The following is a 17,762-nucleotide window of genomic DNA, read 5'->3' on the forward strand; positions in this document are numbered from 1 at the left end:
AACCAGGACAACGTTTGCAGGAGACCTACTCCGCGAGAATTTGTCTCAGCCAGGCGACCTGGCGCCGCCATTGATACGCCTGCCCGGCCTCGTGGCCGTTGAACTCGTACTCGACGATCTGCTTCGCGCTCGCATAGTGATTGAACGCGGCGTAGACCGTTGAGGGCAGCACGATGTCATCCATGAACGCGACCGAGAACAGGCCGGGGGCGGATGCGCGTTTCGCGAACGCCACCCCATCGAAGTAGGAGAGCGTGGTGAAGGTCTGCGCGACCAGGTCGCGGTGCACCGAGAGGTAGGTGCGTAGCTCGGTGAACGGATCTGACGGCGTCAGCGTCGCCGAGCGGCGAAAGTCGCAGAGGAACGGGACATCCGGCATCACAGCGATGAGATCAGGCACGAGGCCGGCGACCGCGAGTGTGATGGCGCCGCCCTGGCTGGCGCCCGCGACGGCGACTCGATCGGCGTCTACGAAGTCCAGGGTGCGTGCGGCGTCGACGAGACGCACGGCATCGGTGAACAGCCGTCGGTAGTAGTACGTTCCGGGGCTCTCGATGCCTCGCGTCATCACGCCGTGTGTCGCAGGACCGGAGCCGTGCGGGTCGGGGGTGTCGCCGCCGGTGCCCCAGTTGCCGCCCTGCCCGCGCGTGTCCATGAGAATGTGCACGAACCCGGCAGCAGCCCACTGGATGCGCTCGAACGGCAGGCCGCGACCGCCGCCGTACCCCACATACTCGATGACGGTTGGCAGCGGCCCCACGCCCCCGAGCGGGCGGGTGACCCAGGCGCGGATCGGCTCGCCTTCGAAGCCCGGGAAAGTCAGGTCTTCGACGACGAGCTGGGTGATCTCGCCCTCGATCCGCTGGAGGCGGATCTCCCCAGTCACTGCTCGTGACTCGGCGAGCGTTACCGCCCAGAACTCGTCGAAGTCGCGGGGGTCGACCAGCTCGGGAGTGTACGCACGCAACGCGGTCGGCGGGAGGTCTGAGAACGGCATGGCTCAACCGTAGTTCCGCGAAGGGCTTGCAGATGCTCGGCCGAGCTGCGTCGCTCCGCTTACCGTTTCCGGGCGCTGGAGGACACGGAAGACCATACGCGAACTCACGCCGGCCGGTTCAGTGACGTCGACGATGGTCGGTCGATGCTCGAGGGTCATACGTCCGGTACCTCCAGCCGCCACTCGTCGACCCAGCCGATCCTCGCCTGACCGCCGGATATCTCCATGGGGAGCCAGACGGCGGGGGAGTTCGCGAGGTCGTCCTGGTTCCAGCGGTCGCCGACATACACGAACGACGATCGGACCCCCTCGCCGATCGGCACGACGGTGCTCACCTGTGAGTCGAAGGTCGCGGAGCCTGCAGGGGCGATGTCCTGCCAGGGCGACCAGGGACCGCGCAGGTCCGTCGCCGTCGACACCTTGTTGTCGTTCGTCGACCAGCCGGTGAGGTCGGAGCCGAAGAGATAGTACGTGCCGTCGTGACGGATCAGGGCGGGCGACTCATACCCGTGGGCGCGGTCGTCCTTGAGCGTCGTCGTCACGAGAGCCTCGGCCGACAGGTAGTCGCTGGCGAGCCGGTAGATATGCAGTCCCTGCTCCCGGTCCTCCGACAGCAGGTAGCCGACGCCGTCCTCCTGATAGACGCCGATGTCACGGCTGGAATTCCCCAGCGGGCGCTCGCTCCCGAGGTACCGGAACGGGCCGACGGGTTCGTCGGCGATTGCATAACCCACCCGGGCGAGCGCATAGTCGGTCGTGTCGATGTGCAGCAGCATGACGTACTTGCCGTCCGAACGACGCAGCACCTTCGGGCGCTCGACAACTCGGTCCGCTCCGATGTCACCGGAGTCGGCGACGAGCGAACGGCGCTCGAATCGCCAGCGGGCGAGGTCCGTGGAGGAATAGCAGGCCACTGCCGTGAACGTCGAGCCGGCACTCTTGTCCTCGCCCCAGGCGTAGAACCGGTCTCCGAACCTCTGAATCCCGACTCCGTGCAACTGGGCCACGTCGCCGCGGTCGTCGATGAACACCGTCCCGGGACGGATGCCGACGGCCTGCGGGGTCTCGAACGTCATTTCAGGCTCCCCCTCCGTCACACCTGAAGGGCAGTAGAACTGCATCGCGATCATCAGCCGGACCATCTGAATGGTCGCCATGCGCGAGTCCGTGATCACCAGGTTGGGTGAGGTCGACGGCGGACGTCATCGGTAGTTCTCCTTCCAGACGGGCCGATCGTACGACGGCCTGTCAATCAAAGCATATATTCAGCAGACGTTTGACGTTTGATGGACCTCGACAATCTCGTGGACGGGTCCGCGCCGTTCGCGTACGGCACTCGGTACCGCACCAGTCCCGGAAAACTTCTCTTGCCCGAGTCCCGTGATTAGGGTTACATGAGACGTTAAACGACTGACGCCCGACTCAACGATGAGGAGATCACGCAATGCGCAAACGTTTCGGCATGTCCATAGGAGCCTCCGGGCTCATAACTGCAGCGGCGATCGTAGCCGCCGTGCTGATCCCCGGAGCACCAGCCTCCGCTGCAGCCACGACTTTGTGGGTCGACCCGGTGAACGGCAGCGACGCCAATTCCGGCACGAGCAGCACGCAAGCATTCCAGACTTTGGGAAGAGCGCAATCGGCGGTCCAGGGCATGGATACGTCGATGTCCGATGACATCGTCGTGGACCTGCTCGGCGGTACCTATTCACAGACCAGCCCGCTCTCGCTCACGGCGGCGGACTCGGGCACCAACGGTCATGTCGTGCGGTGGCAGGCTGCTCCGGGCGCCGCGCCGGTGATCTCTGGAGCGCAGGCTGTGACCGGCTGGACTTCCGCGGGCAACGGCGTGTATAAGGCCAGTGTTGGATCGTTGGACTTCCGGCAACTCTATGTGAACGGTAAGCGCGCCACCCGGGCCCGGTTCCCCGATATCGGCTCCTGGTCCCAGATAACAAGCTCCTCGGCCACCAACAAGACGGTCACCGTCCCAGCCGCATCCGTCGGGAGTTGGGTCGGGTCGGGCTCGCCGGAGATGGTGCTGGAAACCCAGTGGGCTGAGGACTATCTCCGGGTCAAGGACATCACCGTATCGGGTGCGTCCGCGACCGTCAGCTTCCAAGACGCCGAGTCGAACATCCTCTTCCAGCGTCCGAATCCGGTCCTGGCGAACGGATCGCCGTTCCACTGGGAAGGAAATGCGGCATTCCTGACCCAACCTGGGGAGTGGTATCTCGACAACGCCAGCAGCACCGTGTACTACATGCCGCGACCCGGTGAAGACATCGCTGACGCCGCCGTCACCGTGCCTGTTGCTCAGACCGTCCTGGAAGTCTCCGGCACGTCTTTGGACGCGCAGGCGTCTAACATCAGCTTCGCCGGAATCACCTTCACAGGAACGACCTGGACGCGACCGACGACAAACGGCTACCTCAATGCTCAGGGCGGTCAGTACAGCCTCAGCGCCAACATGCAGAACCAGCAGTACATCGGCCGCCCGCCCGCTGCCGTGCATGTGTCGGACGCCACGAACATCCAGTTCACGGGGAACAGCTTCGTCAACGTGGGATCCACGGCGCTGGACTTCGACCACGGCACACACTCGAGTTCTGCCATCGGCAACCTCATCCAGGGCGCCTCGGGCAACGGCATCATGGTGGGCAAGTTCGCTGACCCGACCGTGGAGATGGGCACTCTGTACAACCCTCCGTCCTCGCCCGCAGGCGAGGACGTCAGGGAGGTCGATACGGGCAACACGATCAGCGACAATCTCATTGCCCAGACCGGGCAGGACTACTACGGAACGGCGGGGATCAACGCCGGCTGGGTCAACTCGACCACGATCACCCACAACGAGATCACCGACGTCCCGTGGGCGGGGATCTCGTTTGGGTGGGGCTGGCAGTACACCGCCGGCGCCGCGGCAAACAACACTGTCCAGTACAACGAGATCAGCAACGCCATCAATCGCCTCTGTGACACCGGCGGCATTTATCACCTCTCCAACGACCCCGGTAGCAGCGTCTCGAACAACTACATCCACGAAGTTCGGGGAAGTGCCGGAGGATGCGCCAGCGCCCACGCGGCGCTGTACTTCGACCAGGGCTCAGACGGGATGACCGTGTCCAACAATGTGCTCTCCGACGTCGATAAGACGATCAACCAGCACAACAACGGATCCAATATGACGCTGAGCAACAACACCAGCAGCGGCAAGTCTGTGATCCAAGCAGCCGGTCTCGAACCGGCGTATCGCGCGCTGCGTTCCTCGATCGACGTCGCACAGGGCAAGTCGGCTACGGCATCGAGCTCTGCGTCGTCGAGTTGGGTCGCATCCAACGCGAACGACGGCAACCCGGCGACCGGATGGTCTGCTCGCGGGACGGACACGAACGCGTGGTGGCAGGTCGACTTGGGCTCGGCCATTCCGATCTCGCAAGTCCAGGTCCTCACGCGGCAAGACATCGACCAGTCGGCAACGAGGACGGGATTCCAGATCGAGCTCTCCAACGACCCGACCTTCGCCACGTACGTCACCGTCGGCCGACAGACCAGCACCATCCCAGACGCCGGCAGTGACAGCTTCAATGTCTCGACCACGGCCGCATTCCGCTACGTCCGCGCACAAAAGACGGATGGACAATATTTCTTCATCGCCGATGTGCGTGTCATCGCTGCCGCATCGGCGATCGGAAGCGCTCCCGTCGATCCCGGCACGACAAATGGTGTCTACTACACCCTGACCAGTCAGAGCTCTGGCTTGGTGGCCGATGTCGACGCCACGAACACCGCGGACGGCGTCGCCGTGCAGCAGCACGCCGGCACCGGTGGGATCAACCAGCAGTGGCAGATCACGCCGGTCGGTGGGGGTCTGTACCAGATCGTCAACCGCAACAGCGGCAAGCCGATGACGGTCAGCGGAGGCTCCTTCGCCCATGGCGCCGCCATCGTCCAATTCACTGCCGGAACCGGAAGCGAACAGCTCTGGTATTTCCTGAGCGGACCGAGTGGATCTCTCGAGATCCGTAGCTTCCTCTCCAACCAATCGCTGGAGGTCAGAGGCGGGTCGACCAGTGCCGGGGCCGCGCTGGATCAGTGGATCCCGGTCAACGGGTCCAACGAGTTCTGGAATCTCACTCCCGCCTCGTGATCGGAAAGGCGGAGGGAGGGGCAAGGATCGCCCCTCCCTCCGCTATTGGGCGTCTGATCGATCGCCCGTCACCTCCGCTCGATCGTGGAGCTCCCGCCGAAGTCTGGGATGCGGAGGCTCACTGTCGCCTCGAACGCCACGAGGCAGGGCGCCGCGAATCAGGCGCCTCTTCCGTCCTGCGTACATGTACCTGTGCGGTTCCGGACAGAAAACCGGTCATGAGCGGGGGCGCCAGCGGAATGACTGGGCGAAATCGCTGCTGGTGTCGGTTTGGACTTTCTCGATCTTGAACGGCGGCTTCGAGAGCACGTGATCGATGAATCGTGGCGGCGAGTGCCTGTTTGACCGAGCGGATGCCTGTTCGACCGGTAGCGTCGAATTTTGAACGAGGGCGGCGCGGGTGTCCTGTTGATCGACCGGCTATCAGGGCAGCCTGACCGGCACCAGTCCCTATCGATCGGAAGCAAGCCCTCCGTATTCCTCGGCAGGCAGGGCGGCCGCGGGGCGCCAAGCGCCGGAGTCACGGGGTAGTCCATGGCATCCGCTAGGCCGGATCCCGGAGCCCCGCGGCTGCGGTTAGGCTGACGCCATGGCGGGAGGCGCAGCGGATGAGCGGAGCGTAGCCGCCCGCGTCTTCGCCATCGCCGACGCCTTCGAGCAGGGCGACGAACTCACGTTGAGCGACGTGGCCCGCCGCGCGCGCCTTCCCGTCTCGACCACGCATCGGCTGCTGTCCGAGTGGGTGCAGTGGGGCGGCCTGGTGCGCGGCGAGGACGGACGCTACCGGGTCGGGATCAGGATGTGGCGGTTGGGCACGCGCCAGCCCACCGCCCGGCGGATGCGCGAGGTCGGTCGCCCGTACCTCGACGATCTGCTGGAGGCGACCGGGGAACACGTGCATCTCGCGATCCGCGACGGGCTCGGCGCCGTGTACCTGGAGAGGCTCTCCGGGCCGGGCGCCATCTCCGTCATCAGCGACATCGGGTCCGAGCTGCCCCTGCACGCGACGGGCGTCGGCCTGGTGCTGCTCGCGTTCGCGAGGCCCGAGGTCTTCGACGCGGTAGTGGCCTCCGGGCCGCGCAAATTCCTGCCGAACACGCTCACTGGCGAGCGGGAGCTGCGCGCCCGCCTGGCGGACATCCGCGCGACCGGCCTCGCGGTCACTGTCGAGGAGCTCACGCGCGGGGCTTTCTCGGTCGCCGCCCCTATCCGCGCCGGCACCGGGGAGGTGGTGGCCGCCGTGTCGATCATCGCCCACGCGGAGCGGCGGAACGAGCCGCACTTCGCTCTCGGGGTGCGAATGGCCGCCCGGGGGATCTCCGACGCCCTGCGGACCACCCCCCGCTAGCCGAGGGATTTGTTTCCGCTGAGTGGAAAGGGTGCCCTGCGTCCGCCACGGCGTGGCGATCATGGCGATATCTTCCCGACGTCGTGAGAGGCGGAGCATGCGCACTGAGGTAGCCATCATCGGAGCGGGTCCCGCGGGCCTCCTCCTCGGCCACATCCTTCAGCGAGCCGGCATCGGCTTCGTCATCCTGGAACGGAAGAGCCGCGAGTACGTTCTGGGTCGCATCCGGGCGGGCGTGCTCGAGCAGGGGTCGGTCGACATCCTGCGCGACCTGGGACTCGATGCCGATCTCGAGGCGCGCGGGCTGACCCATCACGGCATCTACCTGCAGTACGAGGGTCGCCGTCGGCACGTCGACTTCGTCGACCTGATCGGCCGTACGGTGACCGTCTACGGTCAGCAGGCGCTCGTCGCCCACCTGCTCGCCGAGCACGACCGGATCGGATCGGACGTGCGGTTCGATGTGGAGGGGGTGCAGCCGCACGACGTCGACACAGACGCCGCGTACGTCACCACCGGCGACGGCGAGCGGATCGACTGCGACTTCGTCGTCGGCGCCGACGGCTACCACGGGGTGTGCCGCTCGGCGATCCCGGGCGTCACGGCGCTGGAGCGCGGCTACCCGTACGCGTGGCTCGGCATCCTCGCCGATGTCGCGCCCTCGACCGACGACCTCATCTACGCGCTCCACCCGGACGGATTCGCCATGCACTCGATGCGCTCGCCCGAGGTCTCCCGGCTGTACCTGCAAGTCGATCCGGACGAGTCCATCGACGACTGGTCGGACGATCGCATCTGGGAGCAGCTCCAGCTCCGGCTCGGGATCGACGGCTGGACGCTGAACGAGGGCACGATCACCGAGAAGTCGATCACTCCGATGCGCAGCTTCGTCGCCTCCGCGCTGCAGCACGGGCGGCTGTTCCTGGCGGGCGACGCCGGCCACATCGTGCCGCCGACCGGCGCGAAGGGCCTCAACTCGGCCATCGCCGACGTGGCCCTGCTGGGCGGCGCGCTGGCGGCGCAGTACCGCGGGGACGGGTCGCCGCTCACCCGCTACAACAGGTCAGCGCTGGCACGGCAGTGGAAGGTGCAGCAGTTCTCGCAGTGGATGACCGAGATGCTCCATGTGCACCGCGAACCGGGCGACGCTGCGACGCGGGCCTTCCGCTACCGCAGCCAGGTGGGTCAGCTCGAATACACGACCGGATCCCGCCACGCGCAGGCGGCGCTCGCAGAGCAGTACGCGGGCCTTCCCTTCTGAGGAGCGACGATGACAGTGCCGACCCAGCAGCAGATCAGCGCCGAGATCGAGGCAGCGCACGCCGCGGCTGCCGCGACGGGGCCGCTACGCATCCATGCGCTCCGCGACTTCGCGCCGTATCGCAGCTCGGCGCTCAGGCACCCCACGCACCAGTTGGTGCGGGCGGATCCCGAGGAGATCGAGCTCGTCTCGCCCGCGTTCGGGCACTCGGACGTGGCCCCGGAGGAGAGCGACCTCACGATCCAGCACGGCGGCGAGCCGCTGGGGGAGCGGATCATCGTCGAGGGGCGCGTGCTCGACGGCGACGGCCGCCCGGTACGCGGACAGCTCATCGAGGTCTGGCAGGCGAACTCGGCCGGCCGCTACGTTCACAAGCGCGATCAGCATCCCGCGCCGCTCGACCCCAACTTCACCGGCGTCGGCCGGGCCATCACCACAGACGACGGGTCGTACCGGTTCGTGACCATCAAGCCGGGGCCTTATCCGTGGAAGAACCACCGGAACGCGTGGCGGCCGGCGCACATCCACTTCTCGCTGTTCGGCTCGCAGTTCACCCAGAGGCTGATCACGCAGATGTACTTTCCGAGCGACCCGCTGTTCGCCCTCGACCCGATCTACCAGTCCATCGTCGACCCGGACGCGCGGAAGCGGCTGATCGCCGCATACGATCACGACATCAGCGAGCCGGAGTGGGCCATGGGCTACCGGTGGGACATCGTCCTGACCGGGCCCGGCTCCACCTGGATGGAGCGGGATGAGGGCGACCATGCGTGAACAGACGCCCTCGCAGACCATCGGCCCGTTCTTCGGCTATGCGCTGCCCTATCCCGGCGACGCGGAGATCGCCGCACGGACGGATCCCGACGCTATCCGCCTGCACGGGACCGTCTACGACGGGGCCGGTGCGCCGGTCCCCGATGCGCTGGTGGAGATCTGGGGACCGGATGCGTCCGGCTCGCCCATCGACCGGCGCGGGAGCCTCCACCGCGACGGCTACACAGCCACCGGCTTCGGCCGCGCCGCAGTCGACCGCGCCGGGCACTACTCCTTCACGACGATCCGGCCGGGCGCCACGGCCGCCGGTCGTGCGCCGTACCTCCTGGTCGCGGTCTTCGCACGCGGTCTGCTGCACCACCTCTTCACCCGGGCGTACTTCTCGGACGACGACCCGTTCCTGGCGACCGTGGCGGAGGACCGGCGCGGCACCCTGCTGGTTGAGCCGGATGGCGAGCGGAGCTTCCGCTTCGACGTCCGGTTGCAGGGCGACGGCGAGACCGTTTTCCTGGACTTCTTCGGGGATGACCGTGGTTGACGCGTTCGACTGGGGCCTGCTCGAACCTGCAGGAGCGGCAGCCCAGGGAACCGGCGACGACACGGTGCTGACCGCAATGGTCGAGACGGAGGCGGCGCTGGTCGCGGCGTGGGACGACCTCGACGGGGTGGCATCATCCGTGTCGTTCGATAGCGGCGCCCTCGACCGCGGACGTCTCGTCGCCCGAGCACGCACCGACGGCGTCCCGATCGTCGCGCTCGTGGAGCAGCTGCGGGAGCAGGCCGGCACGCACGCCGACCGGGTCCACCGGGGCGCCACCAGCCAGGACATCGTCGACACCGCCCTCATGCTCGTCTCACGTGACGCCTTGGCCGCAGCACGAGGCAGACTCACCGCCGCAGCCGGCGAGCTCGCCGCCCGAGCCCGCGAAGCGCGATCGACGCCGCTGCAGGCTCGGACCCTCACGCAGCCCGCCGAGCCCACCACGTTCGGCGCACTGCTCGCCGGCTGGCTCGACGTCGTCATCTCCGCCGGGCAGGCGCTCGATGCCGTGCGCTACCCCGTCCAGCTCGGCGGCGCGGTGGGCACCGGCGCCGCCGTCCTTCGTTCGGGCCGATCTCTCGACGTGCTCGACGCGCTGCGCGCATCCCTCGCCGGCCGTCTCGCACTCGACAACCCGGGTCGCGCCTGGCACACCGACCGAGCCCCGGCGCTGGCGGTCGCAGGTGCCGCCGCGCAGGTGGCGGCGGCCGGCGGCAGGATCGGCCGCGACCTCGCACTGGCCGCCCGCGACGGCTACCTCCGCCCCGCGACCGGCGGCGCATCATCGGCCATGCCGCACAAGAAGAACCCTGTGGATGCGGTGCTCCTCACCGCGAACGGCCTGCGTGCTCCCGGCCTGCTCGCGACCCTCCACACGGCGGCGCTGAGCTACGACGCGCGCCCCGCGGGGGAGTGGCACGCCGAATGGCAGGCATGGCGCGGGCTACTGCGCCTCGCCTCGGAGAACGCCGTCGTACTCGCCCACGCCGTGCCGGACGCCACGATCGTCGCGTCCGACGTCCCGCGGCCCGAGTCGATGGACGCGGCGGCGCTCGCCGCGGCCGAGCACGCGGTCGATGCCGTCCTGGCCCGCCACGAGAGGACGGCGACGCTGTGACCACTCCCCGTCTGCGCGGCTCGATGACCGCGACAGCCCCGGCGGCACCGTCGTCCGCTCTCCTGGTGCTGCTGCCCTCGCTCGGCTCCACGACCGAGCTCTGGGACGGCGTGCTGCCTGCTCTGGCCCGGCATCCCGGCGCTCCCCGCATCCTGCGGGTCGACCTTCCCGGGCACGGCGCGTCTCCCGCGGCACGCGAGCCGTTCACCGTCGCCGAGCTCGCGGATGCGGTCCTCGCGGTGGTGGACGAGGTCGGCGGCGGGGCGTTCCACGTCGCCGGGGATTCGCTCGGCGGCGCCCTAGCACTCGAATTGAGCATCACCGCGCCGGACCGTGTGCGCAGTCTGGCGATGTTCTGCTCCGGCGCGGCGATCGGCACGCCGGCCGCCTGGGCGCAGCGCGCCGCCCAGGTGCGGGCGTCGGGGACGGCCTCGGTCGTCGCGGGGAGCGCCCAGCGCTGGTTCGCGCCCGGGTACCTCGATGCGCATCCCGACGGCCCCGGCGGCCATGCCCTCCGCACACTGGTCGAGGTCGACGACGAGTCGTACGCGCTGTGCTGCGAGGCGCTCGCCGCCTTCGACCGGCGCGGCGACCTCGCGGGGGTGCGCGCGCCGTCCGTCATCGTCGCCGGTGCCCACGACGCGGTGACGACGCCCGCGCTCATGCGGGAGCTGGCGGACGGCATCCCGGGGGCGCGGTTCGTCGAGCTGCCGCATGCGGCGCACCTGATCCCCCTGGAGGATCCCGGGGCGACCGCCGAACTGCTGACCTCCGCGTCTTCGACGGAGGCAGGGATGCGCGTGCGGCGCGAGGTGCTCGGCGACGCGCACGTCGACCGGGCCGCAGCGGCGGTCACCCCCGAGACCGCCGCCTTCCAGGACTTCATCACGCGATACGCGTGGGGGGAGGTGTGGGCGCGCCGGCAGCTCACGCGGACGCAGCGGTCGATCGCGACGCTCGCCAGCCTGGTGACCGGGGGCCACGAGAACGAGTTCCGGATGCACGTGCGCGCAGCGCTGCGCAACGGCCTGACCCGGACCGAGATCGCGGAGGTCGTGCACCACACCGCCCTCTACGCGGGGCTGCCCGCCGCCAACAGCGCGATGGCGATCCTGCGCGAAGTGTTCGCCGAGCCCGCCGAGTCCGAGGAGTCCCATGGATAAGACGTACGTGTCCGCCGCCGAGGCCGTCGCCGACATCGCGGAGGGCGCATCGCTGGCTGTGGGCGGCTTCGGCCTCTCCGGTGTGCCGATCGTCACCATCCGCGCCCTTCTCGCGCGCGGCGTCGGCGGCCTCGAGGTCGTCAGCAACAACTGCGGCGTGGACGGCTGGGGCCTGGGAGAACTCCTCTCCGCGGGCCGGATCCGCCGGGTGATCGCGAGTTACATCGGTGAGAACAAGGAGTTCGCACGCCAGTACCTCGGCGGCGAGGTCGAGGTGGAGCTCACTCCGCAGGGGACTTTGGCAGAGCGCTTGCGGGCGGGCGGTGTCGGCATTCCCGCGTTCTTCACGGCCACAGGGGCGGGCACCGCGGTCTCGGACGGCGGGATGCCCATCCGCTACGCACCCGACGGGTCGGTCGCCGAGGCCAGCGCACCGAAAGAGCTGCGTCCGTTCGATGTGTTCGGATCGGCGAGGGAGTACGTGCTCGAGACCGCGATCCGCACGGACTTCGGTCTCGTGCGCGCCGCGGTCGGCGACCGGCACGGCAACCTGCGCTTCGAGAAGTCGACGCGCAACTTCAACCCGCTGGCCGGGATGGCCGGACGCATCACCATCGCCGAGGTGGACGAACTGGTCGAGCCGGGCGTACTCGGCCCGGATGACGTCCACCTCCCCGGCATCTACGTCGACCGGGTGATCGCGCTGACGCCGGAGCAGAGTGCCGACCTGCCGATCGAGAAGACCACCGTCCGCCCCCGACCGGAAGGAGACTGAGATGCCGCGGTCGCGCGACGAGATGGCGGCCCGCGCCGCCCAGGAGCTGCAGGACGGCTCGTACGTCAACCTCGGGATCGGGCTGCCCACACTCATCCCGAACCACCTGCCGGAGGGTGTGCACGTCGTCCTCCATTCGGAGAACGGGATCCTGGGTGTCGGGCCGTATCCGTGGAAGGGCGAGGAGGATCCGAAGCTGATCAACGCGGGCAAGGAGACGGTGACCGTATTGCCCGGCGCGAGCTTCTTCGACTCAGCGACCAGCTTCGGGATGATCCGCGGCGGCCGCATCGCGACCGCCGTCCTCGGCGCCATGCAGGTCTCGGCCGGCGGCGACATCGCCAACTGGGCCGTGCCCGGGAAGATGGTGAAGGGGATGGGCGGGGCCATGGACTTGGTCAACGGCGCGGAGCGCGTCATCGTCGTCATGGAGCACGTCGCGAAGGACGGCACTCCCAAGCTCGTCGAGCAGTGCACTCTGCCACTCACCGGACGCGACTGCGTGGACCGCATCATCACGGACCTGGCCGTGATCGATGTCACGGGCGACGGACTCGTGCTGCGGGAACTCGCGCCGGGCGTCACCCGGCAACAGGTGATCGACGCCACCGGGGCGCCGCTCGCCGTCGCGCTGGAGGCCGTCGATGTCTGAGCTGCGCGAGGTCGTGATCTGCTCGCCCCTCCGTACGCCGGTGGGGCGAATGGGTGGCACGCTCGCGCCCCTGTCGGCTCTGAGCCTGGCCGAGACCGCGCTTCGCGGCGTGCTCGAACGAACCGGCCTCGACCCGGCCGCGGTGGAGGGCGTGATCGGGTCGCAGGGCTACCCCACGATGGAGGCGCCGGCGTTCGGTCGCGTCGCTGCGCTGAACGCCGGCTTCCCGGTGACCACCACCGGCTACCAGCTCGACCGGCGCTGCGGGTCGGGACTCCAGGCCGTCATCAACGCCGCGATGGAGGTGCAGACGGGCGCCAGCGACATGCTCATCGCGCTCGGCGCGGAGTCCATGTCCAACGCTCCGCTCTACACCGAGCGGGGACGCCGCGGCCTGCCGCCCGGTGGCCTGATGCTGCACGACGCCCTCGCCCGTGGCCGGGAGACTGTCGGCGGCCGCGACTACCCGACGCCGGACGGCAACGTCGGCTCGGCCGAGGAGCTCCGACGGCGCTACGGCATCCCGCGCGATGCGCAAGACGCGCTCGCGCTGCGGTCGCACCGCCGCGCGGTGAGCGCCCAGGAGTCCGGCGCCTTCGACGCCGAGCTGGTCGCGGTCACCGTGCCCGGCCGGAAGGGCGACACGGTCGTGGAGCGGGACGAGCATCCGCGCGCCGACACGACGCTTGAGGTCCTGGCCGCACTCCGCCCCATTCTGGGCCGAAGCGACCCGGAGGCGACCGTGACCGCAGGCAACTCGAGCGGGCAGAACGACGCGGCCGCCGCCGCGATCGTCACGACGCCGGAATGCGCGCTCGCACGGGGCCTGACGCCGATGCTGCGTCTACGCTCCTGGGCGGTCGCCGGCAACGATCCGCGGGTGTTCGGTGTCGCCCCCGTCCCTGCCGCGAACAAGGCGCTGGAGCGCGCCGGTATCGCGTGGGACGACGTCGACGTCATCGAGCTCAACGAGGCGTTCGCCGTGCAGGTGCTCGCCTGTCTTGCGGACTGGGGGATCGACGCCGAGGACCCGCGGCTCAACCCCCGCGGCAGCGGCATCTCGATCGGCCACCCCATCGGCGCCACCGGGCTCCGGATACTCGCGACCCTCGCGCACGAACTGCCGGCCCTCGACGGAACGCTCGCGGTGGAGACGATGTGCATCGGAGGCGGTCAGGCGCTGGCGGCCGTCTGGGAGCGTGTGTGACGGGAGTGACCTACATCTCCATCCTTCCCAAGAACGAGAACGCCCAGTCGCGGATGACTGAGAACCGCGACGTCGTCATGGACCTGCTGTTCACGGCCGCCAAAGAAGTCCTGCAGATTCCCGACAACGACAACATCGTGGAGTTGAACCGGTGCACCACGATCTCGTTCAATCGGTCCGCAATGGAAGCCGCGGTAGCACCCGACGTAGTCGTCACGTTCGCCACCAGCGACGATTACCTACAGCCTCGATTCCAGGCTCTCAGCGACCGGGTGGTGAGCGGCTGGAACGGCCGGTTCGGAGACATCAAGCTGGAAGTGTGGATAAGTCTGATCGACATATCGGGAACCAACATCGAGTTGCGATGAGCTCACGAGGAACGGGTTCCGGTCAACTGTCGGGCGCGTGGAACGCGATGTCGGATCACTCGGCGTCGGCATCGAGGAGGAACCGGTCGATGCCGCGCGAAGGGAGGTAGGCGAAGTTGTAGGCGTAGCCGACGACGACGATCCCGCCCGCGATGCTCAGGCTCACCCATTGGGTCGGATCGAGCACGCCGAGGATCAGCACACTCGCGATCACCACGAGAGCGACGAGGGCTGGGAGCGGCCACCAGGGCATGCGGTACAGGTCGGCCGGGCGGTCGTCTCGTCTCTGGCGTCGCACGGCGATGGCCGCCAGTGCGATGAAGGCGAATCCGGTGACGACGGTGGAGCCCGTGGCGTTGACGAGGACGGTCATCGGGATCAGGCAGGCGAGTCCGGAGAGGACTCCCATGACAATGGTCGCAATCCGCGGCATGCGGGCTGCACCCGATACACGGGAGAGGGGCTTGGCGTAGCGTTGGCCACCGTCTACAACTCCAGACCGCGGTCGGTCCGTACGCCGTCTTCGGTCTCGAACAGCTCCGGGAAGCGCCGCCGGCGGCCGGAGAGGCTCTTGGTTCCGGTGGGGAACTCGTACCGGGAGACGAAGGCCGAGGCGTGCTCCAGCTGCGTCTCGTCGAAAGCCGACGCCATGCTCTCGATCTCCGCAGGGCGGATGCCGTTTCCGGCGGCCACGTCGCGCCACTTGTCGACGGCTCGCACGACCGGCAGCAGCGCTGCGGCGGCGTCCCCCTTGTTCAGCCGGTAGACCTCGCTGGTCTCTAGCAGGTTCCGAATGTCGCGGTTTGACGGATCGTCTTGGTCGCTGATGCGGCGGGAACGGACGCTGTGACCTGCCCGCACTGGGTTGACGTCGTAGAGCGGGCTCAACCGCCACCCGGACTGCTCACGGACGAAGCCGTGGTTCTTCCAGTGGTCGTCGACGTTGCCGACGAGCACAGTGAGGGCCACGCGCTGGAACAGCTCACGCAAGTCGGCAGCCGCGTGCTCAGGCACGAGCTGGTCTACTGTGTCAGCGAAGTCGGCATAGGTGGCGCGGTTGTTCTGCGCGCTGAGCTGCATCGCCGTCATCGCGGAGATGAAGCCGACGCGGTGCTCGCCTGCCCGGTCGAAGCGCTCGATGAGGAGCGACGACTCGTGCTCGGCCAATCTGATGAGCCGGTGCCTCGGCACGCGGAGCCCGGCGTTCTTGGCGATGTCGAGCGCAGTGGCTTCCCACGCCTCGAGGTCCGAGCGGCGGTCGCGGTTGGAGGGCAGCTTCAGCATCCAGAGGCTACCGTCGTCGTCCTGGATCGTCGCTTTCGGGCGTGCGCCGCCGAGGCTGGACCCGGCGAAGCCGAGGATCTCGATGTCCTCGTCGGTGGCCTCGTACTCCTCGAAGCGGGACGCTGCCTCGGCGATGCGACGCACGTCGTGCCGATTAGGGGCGGTGTGCTTCGCGGCCGTCACCCACTGGCCGGGCGCGGGGGCGGCACGAGGGGCGGTGAAGCGCAGAGCGCCCATGCGAGTGAGGTCGTTCTGCTGGACGAGATGGTCGAATTCGCCGATCACACGTGGCTGACCGTTCTCGCGCTGCAGGGCGTACTCGGCGTCGATGAGGCCGGTGCCCCAGTCGTCCGGCGTGACATCCGCGAATGCACCGAGGAGGGTGATGTCGGCGCCGGAGTACTGGCGGCCGGCCACGAGCGGCACGTCGGGGGAGAGAGCGTAACGCCCGGGGTGTGCGAGGTAGGACGGCGCGTACTCGAATGAGCTGCCGGCCAGGGTGCGGCCGCCGGTGAACGAAGCCCGCAGGGAGCCGACCAGGACAGGTGCCGCGGGACCCTCGTCGAGGTAGACGTCGACGGCGTCGAGCAGGGGGATCCGTTCGGTGGCCATGGCCTACCTCCTCTCGGTGTTCCGGGTGCGGATGCCGACTTCCTCGTCCATGAGGGCTCGTCCGGCGGGGGAGTTCCAGGGGTCGGTGCTCTCGACCACGGTGTTCGCGATGCCGAGCGAGGTCAGCACAGCAAGGACGGAGTCCAGGCGGGGAGACCCAGCGCCCTGCTCCAGGGCACGGAGAGTGTCGCGAGTGATGTGCGCTCGCTCGGAGAGCTGGACGGTGCTGAGACCCTGAAGCTTGCGCCAGCGCTTGATGTTCGCGCCCAGCTCAGCGAGGAGCCGGTCGCGTGCCGGAGACTTCCTGCTTACCATGACTACTCCCGCCTGACGTTTATACGGGTCAATTCTAGGGGCAGTTGGCGTGTCTAGCTATCAGCTCTCTTGCGTTTCTACTTTAGGTCCGTCGCGAGGGCGGGTCACGCGCCACCTCCTGGCAGGAAGCGCTCGAGGAATCGCTCGGCTGTACGCCCCTCTACCGCCGCTGTAGCAAGTTGCTACAATCGAGTCATGAGTCACACGATGCCGATGCGGATGGACGGCGACCTCGTCGATGCGGCGAAGGCCGTCGGTGCCGTCTCCAGTCGCAGTGCGACCCAGCAGCTCAGTCACTGGGCGCGCATCGGACGCGAGCTCGAGGCGTCCCCCGGGACCAGCCAGCGCGACATCCAGCGCGTGCTCGCTGGCGAGGCTGCGTACGACGACCTCGGCGAGCGTGGCCAGGCCATCGTGCGAGCGGTCTGGGACGAAGAGATGGCCAAGCGGTTGGCGCGCCTGGACCTCGCTGCGGAGTTCACCGCGGCCGACCGGTCCTGGACCGAGGCGGACGAACAGGGCAACGCCGTCGTCCTCGGCGGCGACGCGAGCGCCTGACACGTGCCGGTTCTCCACCTCGTGGCCGGGCCCAACGGCTCGGGCAAGTCGACCTACGTCGCGCGCCTCCTTCAGTCGGTGACGCACCTGCCGTTCGTGAACGCTGACGTCATCGCTGCCGAACGCTGGCCGGACGCCCAGTCCGAGCATGCCTACGACGCGTCTCGCGCGGCAGCCACCGAGCGGGAACGGCTGCTCTCAGAACGCAGATCGTTCATCACCGAGACGGTCTTCAGCCACCCCAGCAAGCTCGCGCTCGTCGATGAGGCGATCGCGCTGGGCTACCTCGTGCACCTGCATGTGATCCTCGTCCCGGTGGAGGTGAGCGTGAACCGTGTCGCAGAACGGGTCCGCGACGGCGGACATGGTGTGCCCGAGCAGAAGATCCGGGAGCGATACAGCCGACTGTGGGAGCTCGTCGCGAAGGCACGCACCGTTGCCGATCGCAGTGAGTTCTTCGACAACAGCAGCGCCAGCCGGCCATTCCGCCGAGTCGCCGCGTACGAGCACGGCCTGCCTTTAGGTGCGCCGAGCTGGCCCGCCTGGACGCCAGCAGCGCTCGGCTGAGGCGCACGCCACCTCCTGCGCGCCCACATCGCTGACCTGGGCTCGATCAGAGCCGCGGGTAGCAGTGTGAGCG

Annotated in this window: 18 protein-coding genes; 13 read left to right on the forward strand and 5 right to left on the reverse strand. The window is 68.4% G+C overall.

Translation table 11 applies throughout. The features are described from left to right. Positions 1–25 precede the first annotated feature (25 nt). Positions 26–997: an acetylxylan esterase gene (locus tag BM287_RS02405; RefSeq protein WP_090035661.1), complete on the reverse strand. Its 972-nt coding sequence runs from the start codon at positions 995–997 to the stop codon at positions 26–28. A gap of 155 nt (positions 998–1,152) precedes the next feature. Next, positions 1,153–2,154 carry a family 43 glycosylhydrolase gene (locus BM287_RS02410; protein WP_244527834.1) on the reverse strand — a complete coding sequence of 334 codons (1,002 nt, stop codon included), beginning with the start codon at positions 2,152–2,154 and terminating at the stop codon, positions 1,153–1,155. 509 nt (positions 2,155–2,663) lie between these two features. Here BM287_RS02410 and BM287_RS02415 point away from each other — a divergent pair. The 11 genes from BM287_RS02415 to BM287_RS02465 all read left to right on the forward strand — a co-directional run bounded on the left by BM287_RS02415 (position 2,664) and on the right by BM287_RS02465 (position 14,353). Beyond that, on the forward strand, positions 2,664–5,147 hold the full coding sequence (locus BM287_RS02415; protein ID WP_211772949.1) for an RICIN domain-containing protein: 2,484 nt from the start codon (positions 2,664–2,666) through the stop codon (positions 5,145–5,147). Between the two features lie 589 nt (positions 5,148–5,736). After that, entirely contained in the window at positions 5,737–6,495 is a 759-nt protein-coding gene (locus BM287_RS02420) for an IclR family transcriptional regulator (protein WP_090035663.1), read from the forward strand. Between the two features lie 97 nt (positions 6,496–6,592). Then, positions 6,593–7,756 (forward strand): 4-hydroxybenzoate 3-monooxygenase, encoded by a 1,164-nt coding sequence (locus BM287_RS02425; protein ID WP_090035664.1) that lies wholly within the window; start codon positions 6,593–6,595, stop codon positions 7,754–7,756. 9 nt (positions 7,757–7,765) lie between these two features. Next, positions 7,766–8,530, forward strand: a complete 765-nt coding sequence (pcaH, locus tag BM287_RS02430) for a protocatechuate 3,4-dioxygenase subunit beta (RefSeq protein ID WP_090035666.1) — start codon at positions 7,766–7,768, stop codon at positions 8,528–8,530. Then, a complete protein-coding gene (gene pcaG, locus BM287_RS02435; RefSeq protein ID WP_090035668.1) occupies positions 8,523–9,068 on the forward strand; it encodes a protocatechuate 3,4-dioxygenase subunit alpha in 546 nt (181 codons plus the stop codon). The genes pcaH and pcaG overlap by 8 nt, the downstream gene beginning before the upstream one ends. After that, positions 9,055–10,188 (forward strand): lyase family protein, encoded by a 1,134-nt coding sequence (locus tag BM287_RS02440; protein WP_170857400.1) that lies wholly within the window; start codon positions 9,055–9,057, stop codon positions 10,186–10,188. The genes pcaG and BM287_RS02440 overlap by 14 nt, the downstream gene beginning before the upstream one ends. Further along, positions 10,185–11,351, forward strand: coding sequence for a bifunctional 3-oxoadipate enol-lactonase/4-carboxymuconolactone decarboxylase PcaDC (locus tag BM287_RS18015; protein ID WP_244527835.1), 1,167 nt, complete (start codon positions 10,185–10,187; stop codon positions 11,349–11,351). Before BM287_RS02440 ends, BM287_RS18015 begins: the two co-directional genes overlap by 4 nt. Beyond that, positions 11,344–12,126, forward strand: coding sequence for a CoA transferase subunit A (locus tag BM287_RS02450; RefSeq protein WP_090035672.1), 783 nt, complete (start codon positions 11,344–11,346; stop codon positions 12,124–12,126). Before BM287_RS18015 ends, BM287_RS02450 begins: the two co-directional genes overlap by 8 nt. Position 12,127: 1 nt before the next feature. After that, entirely contained in the window at positions 12,128–12,778 is a 651-nt protein-coding gene (locus BM287_RS02455; protein WP_090035673.1) for a CoA transferase subunit B, read from the forward strand. Beyond that, a complete protein-coding gene (locus BM287_RS02460; protein ID WP_244527836.1) occupies positions 12,771–13,985 on the forward strand; it encodes an acetyl-CoA C-acetyltransferase in 1,215 nt (404 codons plus the stop codon). The genes BM287_RS02455 and BM287_RS02460 overlap by 8 nt, the downstream gene beginning before the upstream one ends. Before the next feature lie 5 nt (positions 13,986–13,990). Further along, positions 13,991–14,353 carry a hypothetical protein gene (locus BM287_RS02465; RefSeq protein WP_139230602.1) on the forward strand — a complete coding sequence of 121 codons (363 nt, stop codon included), beginning with the start codon at positions 13,991–13,993 and terminating at the stop codon, positions 14,351–14,353. Between the two features lie 55 nt (positions 14,354–14,408). On the opposite strand, the gene BM287_RS02470 is transcribed toward BM287_RS02465, so the two are convergent. The 3 genes from BM287_RS02470 to BM287_RS02480 form a co-directional block, all read right to left on the reverse strand. Continuing rightward, on the reverse strand, positions 14,409–14,762 hold the full coding sequence (locus tag BM287_RS02470; protein ID WP_090035676.1) for a hypothetical protein: 354 nt from the start codon (positions 14,760–14,762) through the stop codon (positions 14,409–14,411). A gap of 77 nt (positions 14,763–14,839) precedes the next feature. Beyond that, positions 14,840–16,249 (reverse strand): type II toxin-antitoxin system HipA family toxin, encoded by a 1,410-nt coding sequence (locus tag BM287_RS02475; RefSeq protein ID WP_090035678.1) that lies wholly within the window; start codon positions 16,247–16,249, stop codon positions 14,840–14,842. Between the two features lie 3 nt (positions 16,250–16,252). Then, positions 16,253–16,564 (reverse strand): helix-turn-helix domain-containing protein, encoded by a 312-nt coding sequence (locus BM287_RS02480; RefSeq protein ID WP_090035680.1) that lies wholly within the window; start codon positions 16,562–16,564, stop codon positions 16,253–16,255. Between the two features lie 195 nt (positions 16,565–16,759). Between BM287_RS02480 and BM287_RS02485 the strand changes: the two genes are divergently transcribed. Both BM287_RS02485 and BM287_RS02490 read left to right on the forward strand, forming a co-directional pair. Further along, positions 16,760–17,122, forward strand: a complete 363-nt coding sequence (locus tag BM287_RS02485; RefSeq protein WP_090035682.1) for a TA system antitoxin ParD family protein — start codon at positions 16,760–16,762, stop codon at positions 17,120–17,122. A gap of 3 nt (positions 17,123–17,125) precedes the next feature. After that, positions 17,126–17,689 carry an ATPase gene (locus BM287_RS02490; protein WP_090035683.1) on the forward strand — a complete coding sequence of 188 codons (564 nt, stop codon included), beginning with the start codon at positions 17,126–17,128 and terminating at the stop codon, positions 17,687–17,689. The last annotated feature ends 73 nt before the right edge of the window (positions 17,690–17,762 follow it).

It is taken from the genome of Leifsonia sp. CL147 (assembly GCF_900114565.1).
In the GTDB taxonomy this organism is placed as follows: Bacteria; Actinomycetota; Actinomycetes; order Actinomycetales; family Microbacteriaceae; genus Leifsonia.

Bases quoted from the DNA above. Each gene is read 5' to 3' on its own strand.
- BM287_RS02405 (WP_090035661.1), bottom strand. From the start codon at position 997: ATGCCGTTCTCAGACCTCCCGCCGACCGCGTTGCGTGCGTACACTCCC.
- BM287_RS02410 (WP_244527834.1), bottom strand. From the start codon at position 2,154: ATGGCGACCATTCAGATGGTCCGGCTGATGATCGCGATGCAGTTCTAC.
- BM287_RS02415 (WP_211772949.1), top strand. From the start codon at position 2,664: ATGTCCGATGACATCGTCGTGGACCTGCTCGGCGGTACCTATTCACAG.
- BM287_RS02420 (WP_090035663.1), top strand. From the start codon at position 5,737: ATGGCGGGAGGCGCAGCGGATGAGCGGAGCGTAGCCGCCCGCGTCTTC.
- BM287_RS02425 (WP_090035664.1), top strand. From the start codon at position 6,593: ATGCGCACTGAGGTAGCCATCATCGGAGCGGGTCCCGCGGGCCTCCTC.
- pcaH (WP_090035666.1), top strand. From the start codon at position 7,766: ATGACAGTGCCGACCCAGCAGCAGATCAGCGCCGAGATCGAGGCAGCG.
- pcaG (WP_090035668.1), top strand. From the start codon at position 8,523: ATGCGTGAACAGACGCCCTCGCAGACCATCGGCCCGTTCTTCGGCTAT.
- BM287_RS02440 (WP_170857400.1), top strand. From the start codon at position 9,055: ATGACCGTGGTTGACGCGTTCGACTGGGGCCTGCTCGAACCTGCAGGA.
- BM287_RS02450 (WP_090035672.1), top strand. From the start codon at position 11,344: ATGGATAAGACGTACGTGTCCGCCGCCGAGGCCGTCGCCGACATCGCG.
- BM287_RS02455 (WP_090035673.1), top strand. From the start codon at position 12,128: ATGCCGCGGTCGCGCGACGAGATGGCGGCCCGCGCCGCCCAGGAGCTG.
- BM287_RS02460 (WP_244527836.1), top strand. From the start codon at position 12,771: ATGTCTGAGCTGCGCGAGGTCGTGATCTGCTCGCCCCTCCGTACGCCG.
- BM287_RS02470 (WP_090035676.1), bottom strand. From the start codon at position 14,762: ATGGGAGTCCTCTCCGGACTCGCCTGCCTGATCCCGATGACCGTCCTC.
- BM287_RS02475 (WP_090035678.1), bottom strand. From the start codon at position 16,249: ATGGCCACCGAACGGATCCCCCTGCTCGACGCCGTCGACGTCTACCTC.
- BM287_RS02480 (WP_090035680.1), bottom strand. From the start codon at position 16,564: ATGGTAAGCAGGAAGTCTCCGGCACGCGACCGGCTCCTCGCTGAGCTG.
- BM287_RS02485 (WP_090035682.1), top strand. From the start codon at position 16,760: ATGAGTCACACGATGCCGATGCGGATGGACGGCGACCTCGTCGATGCG.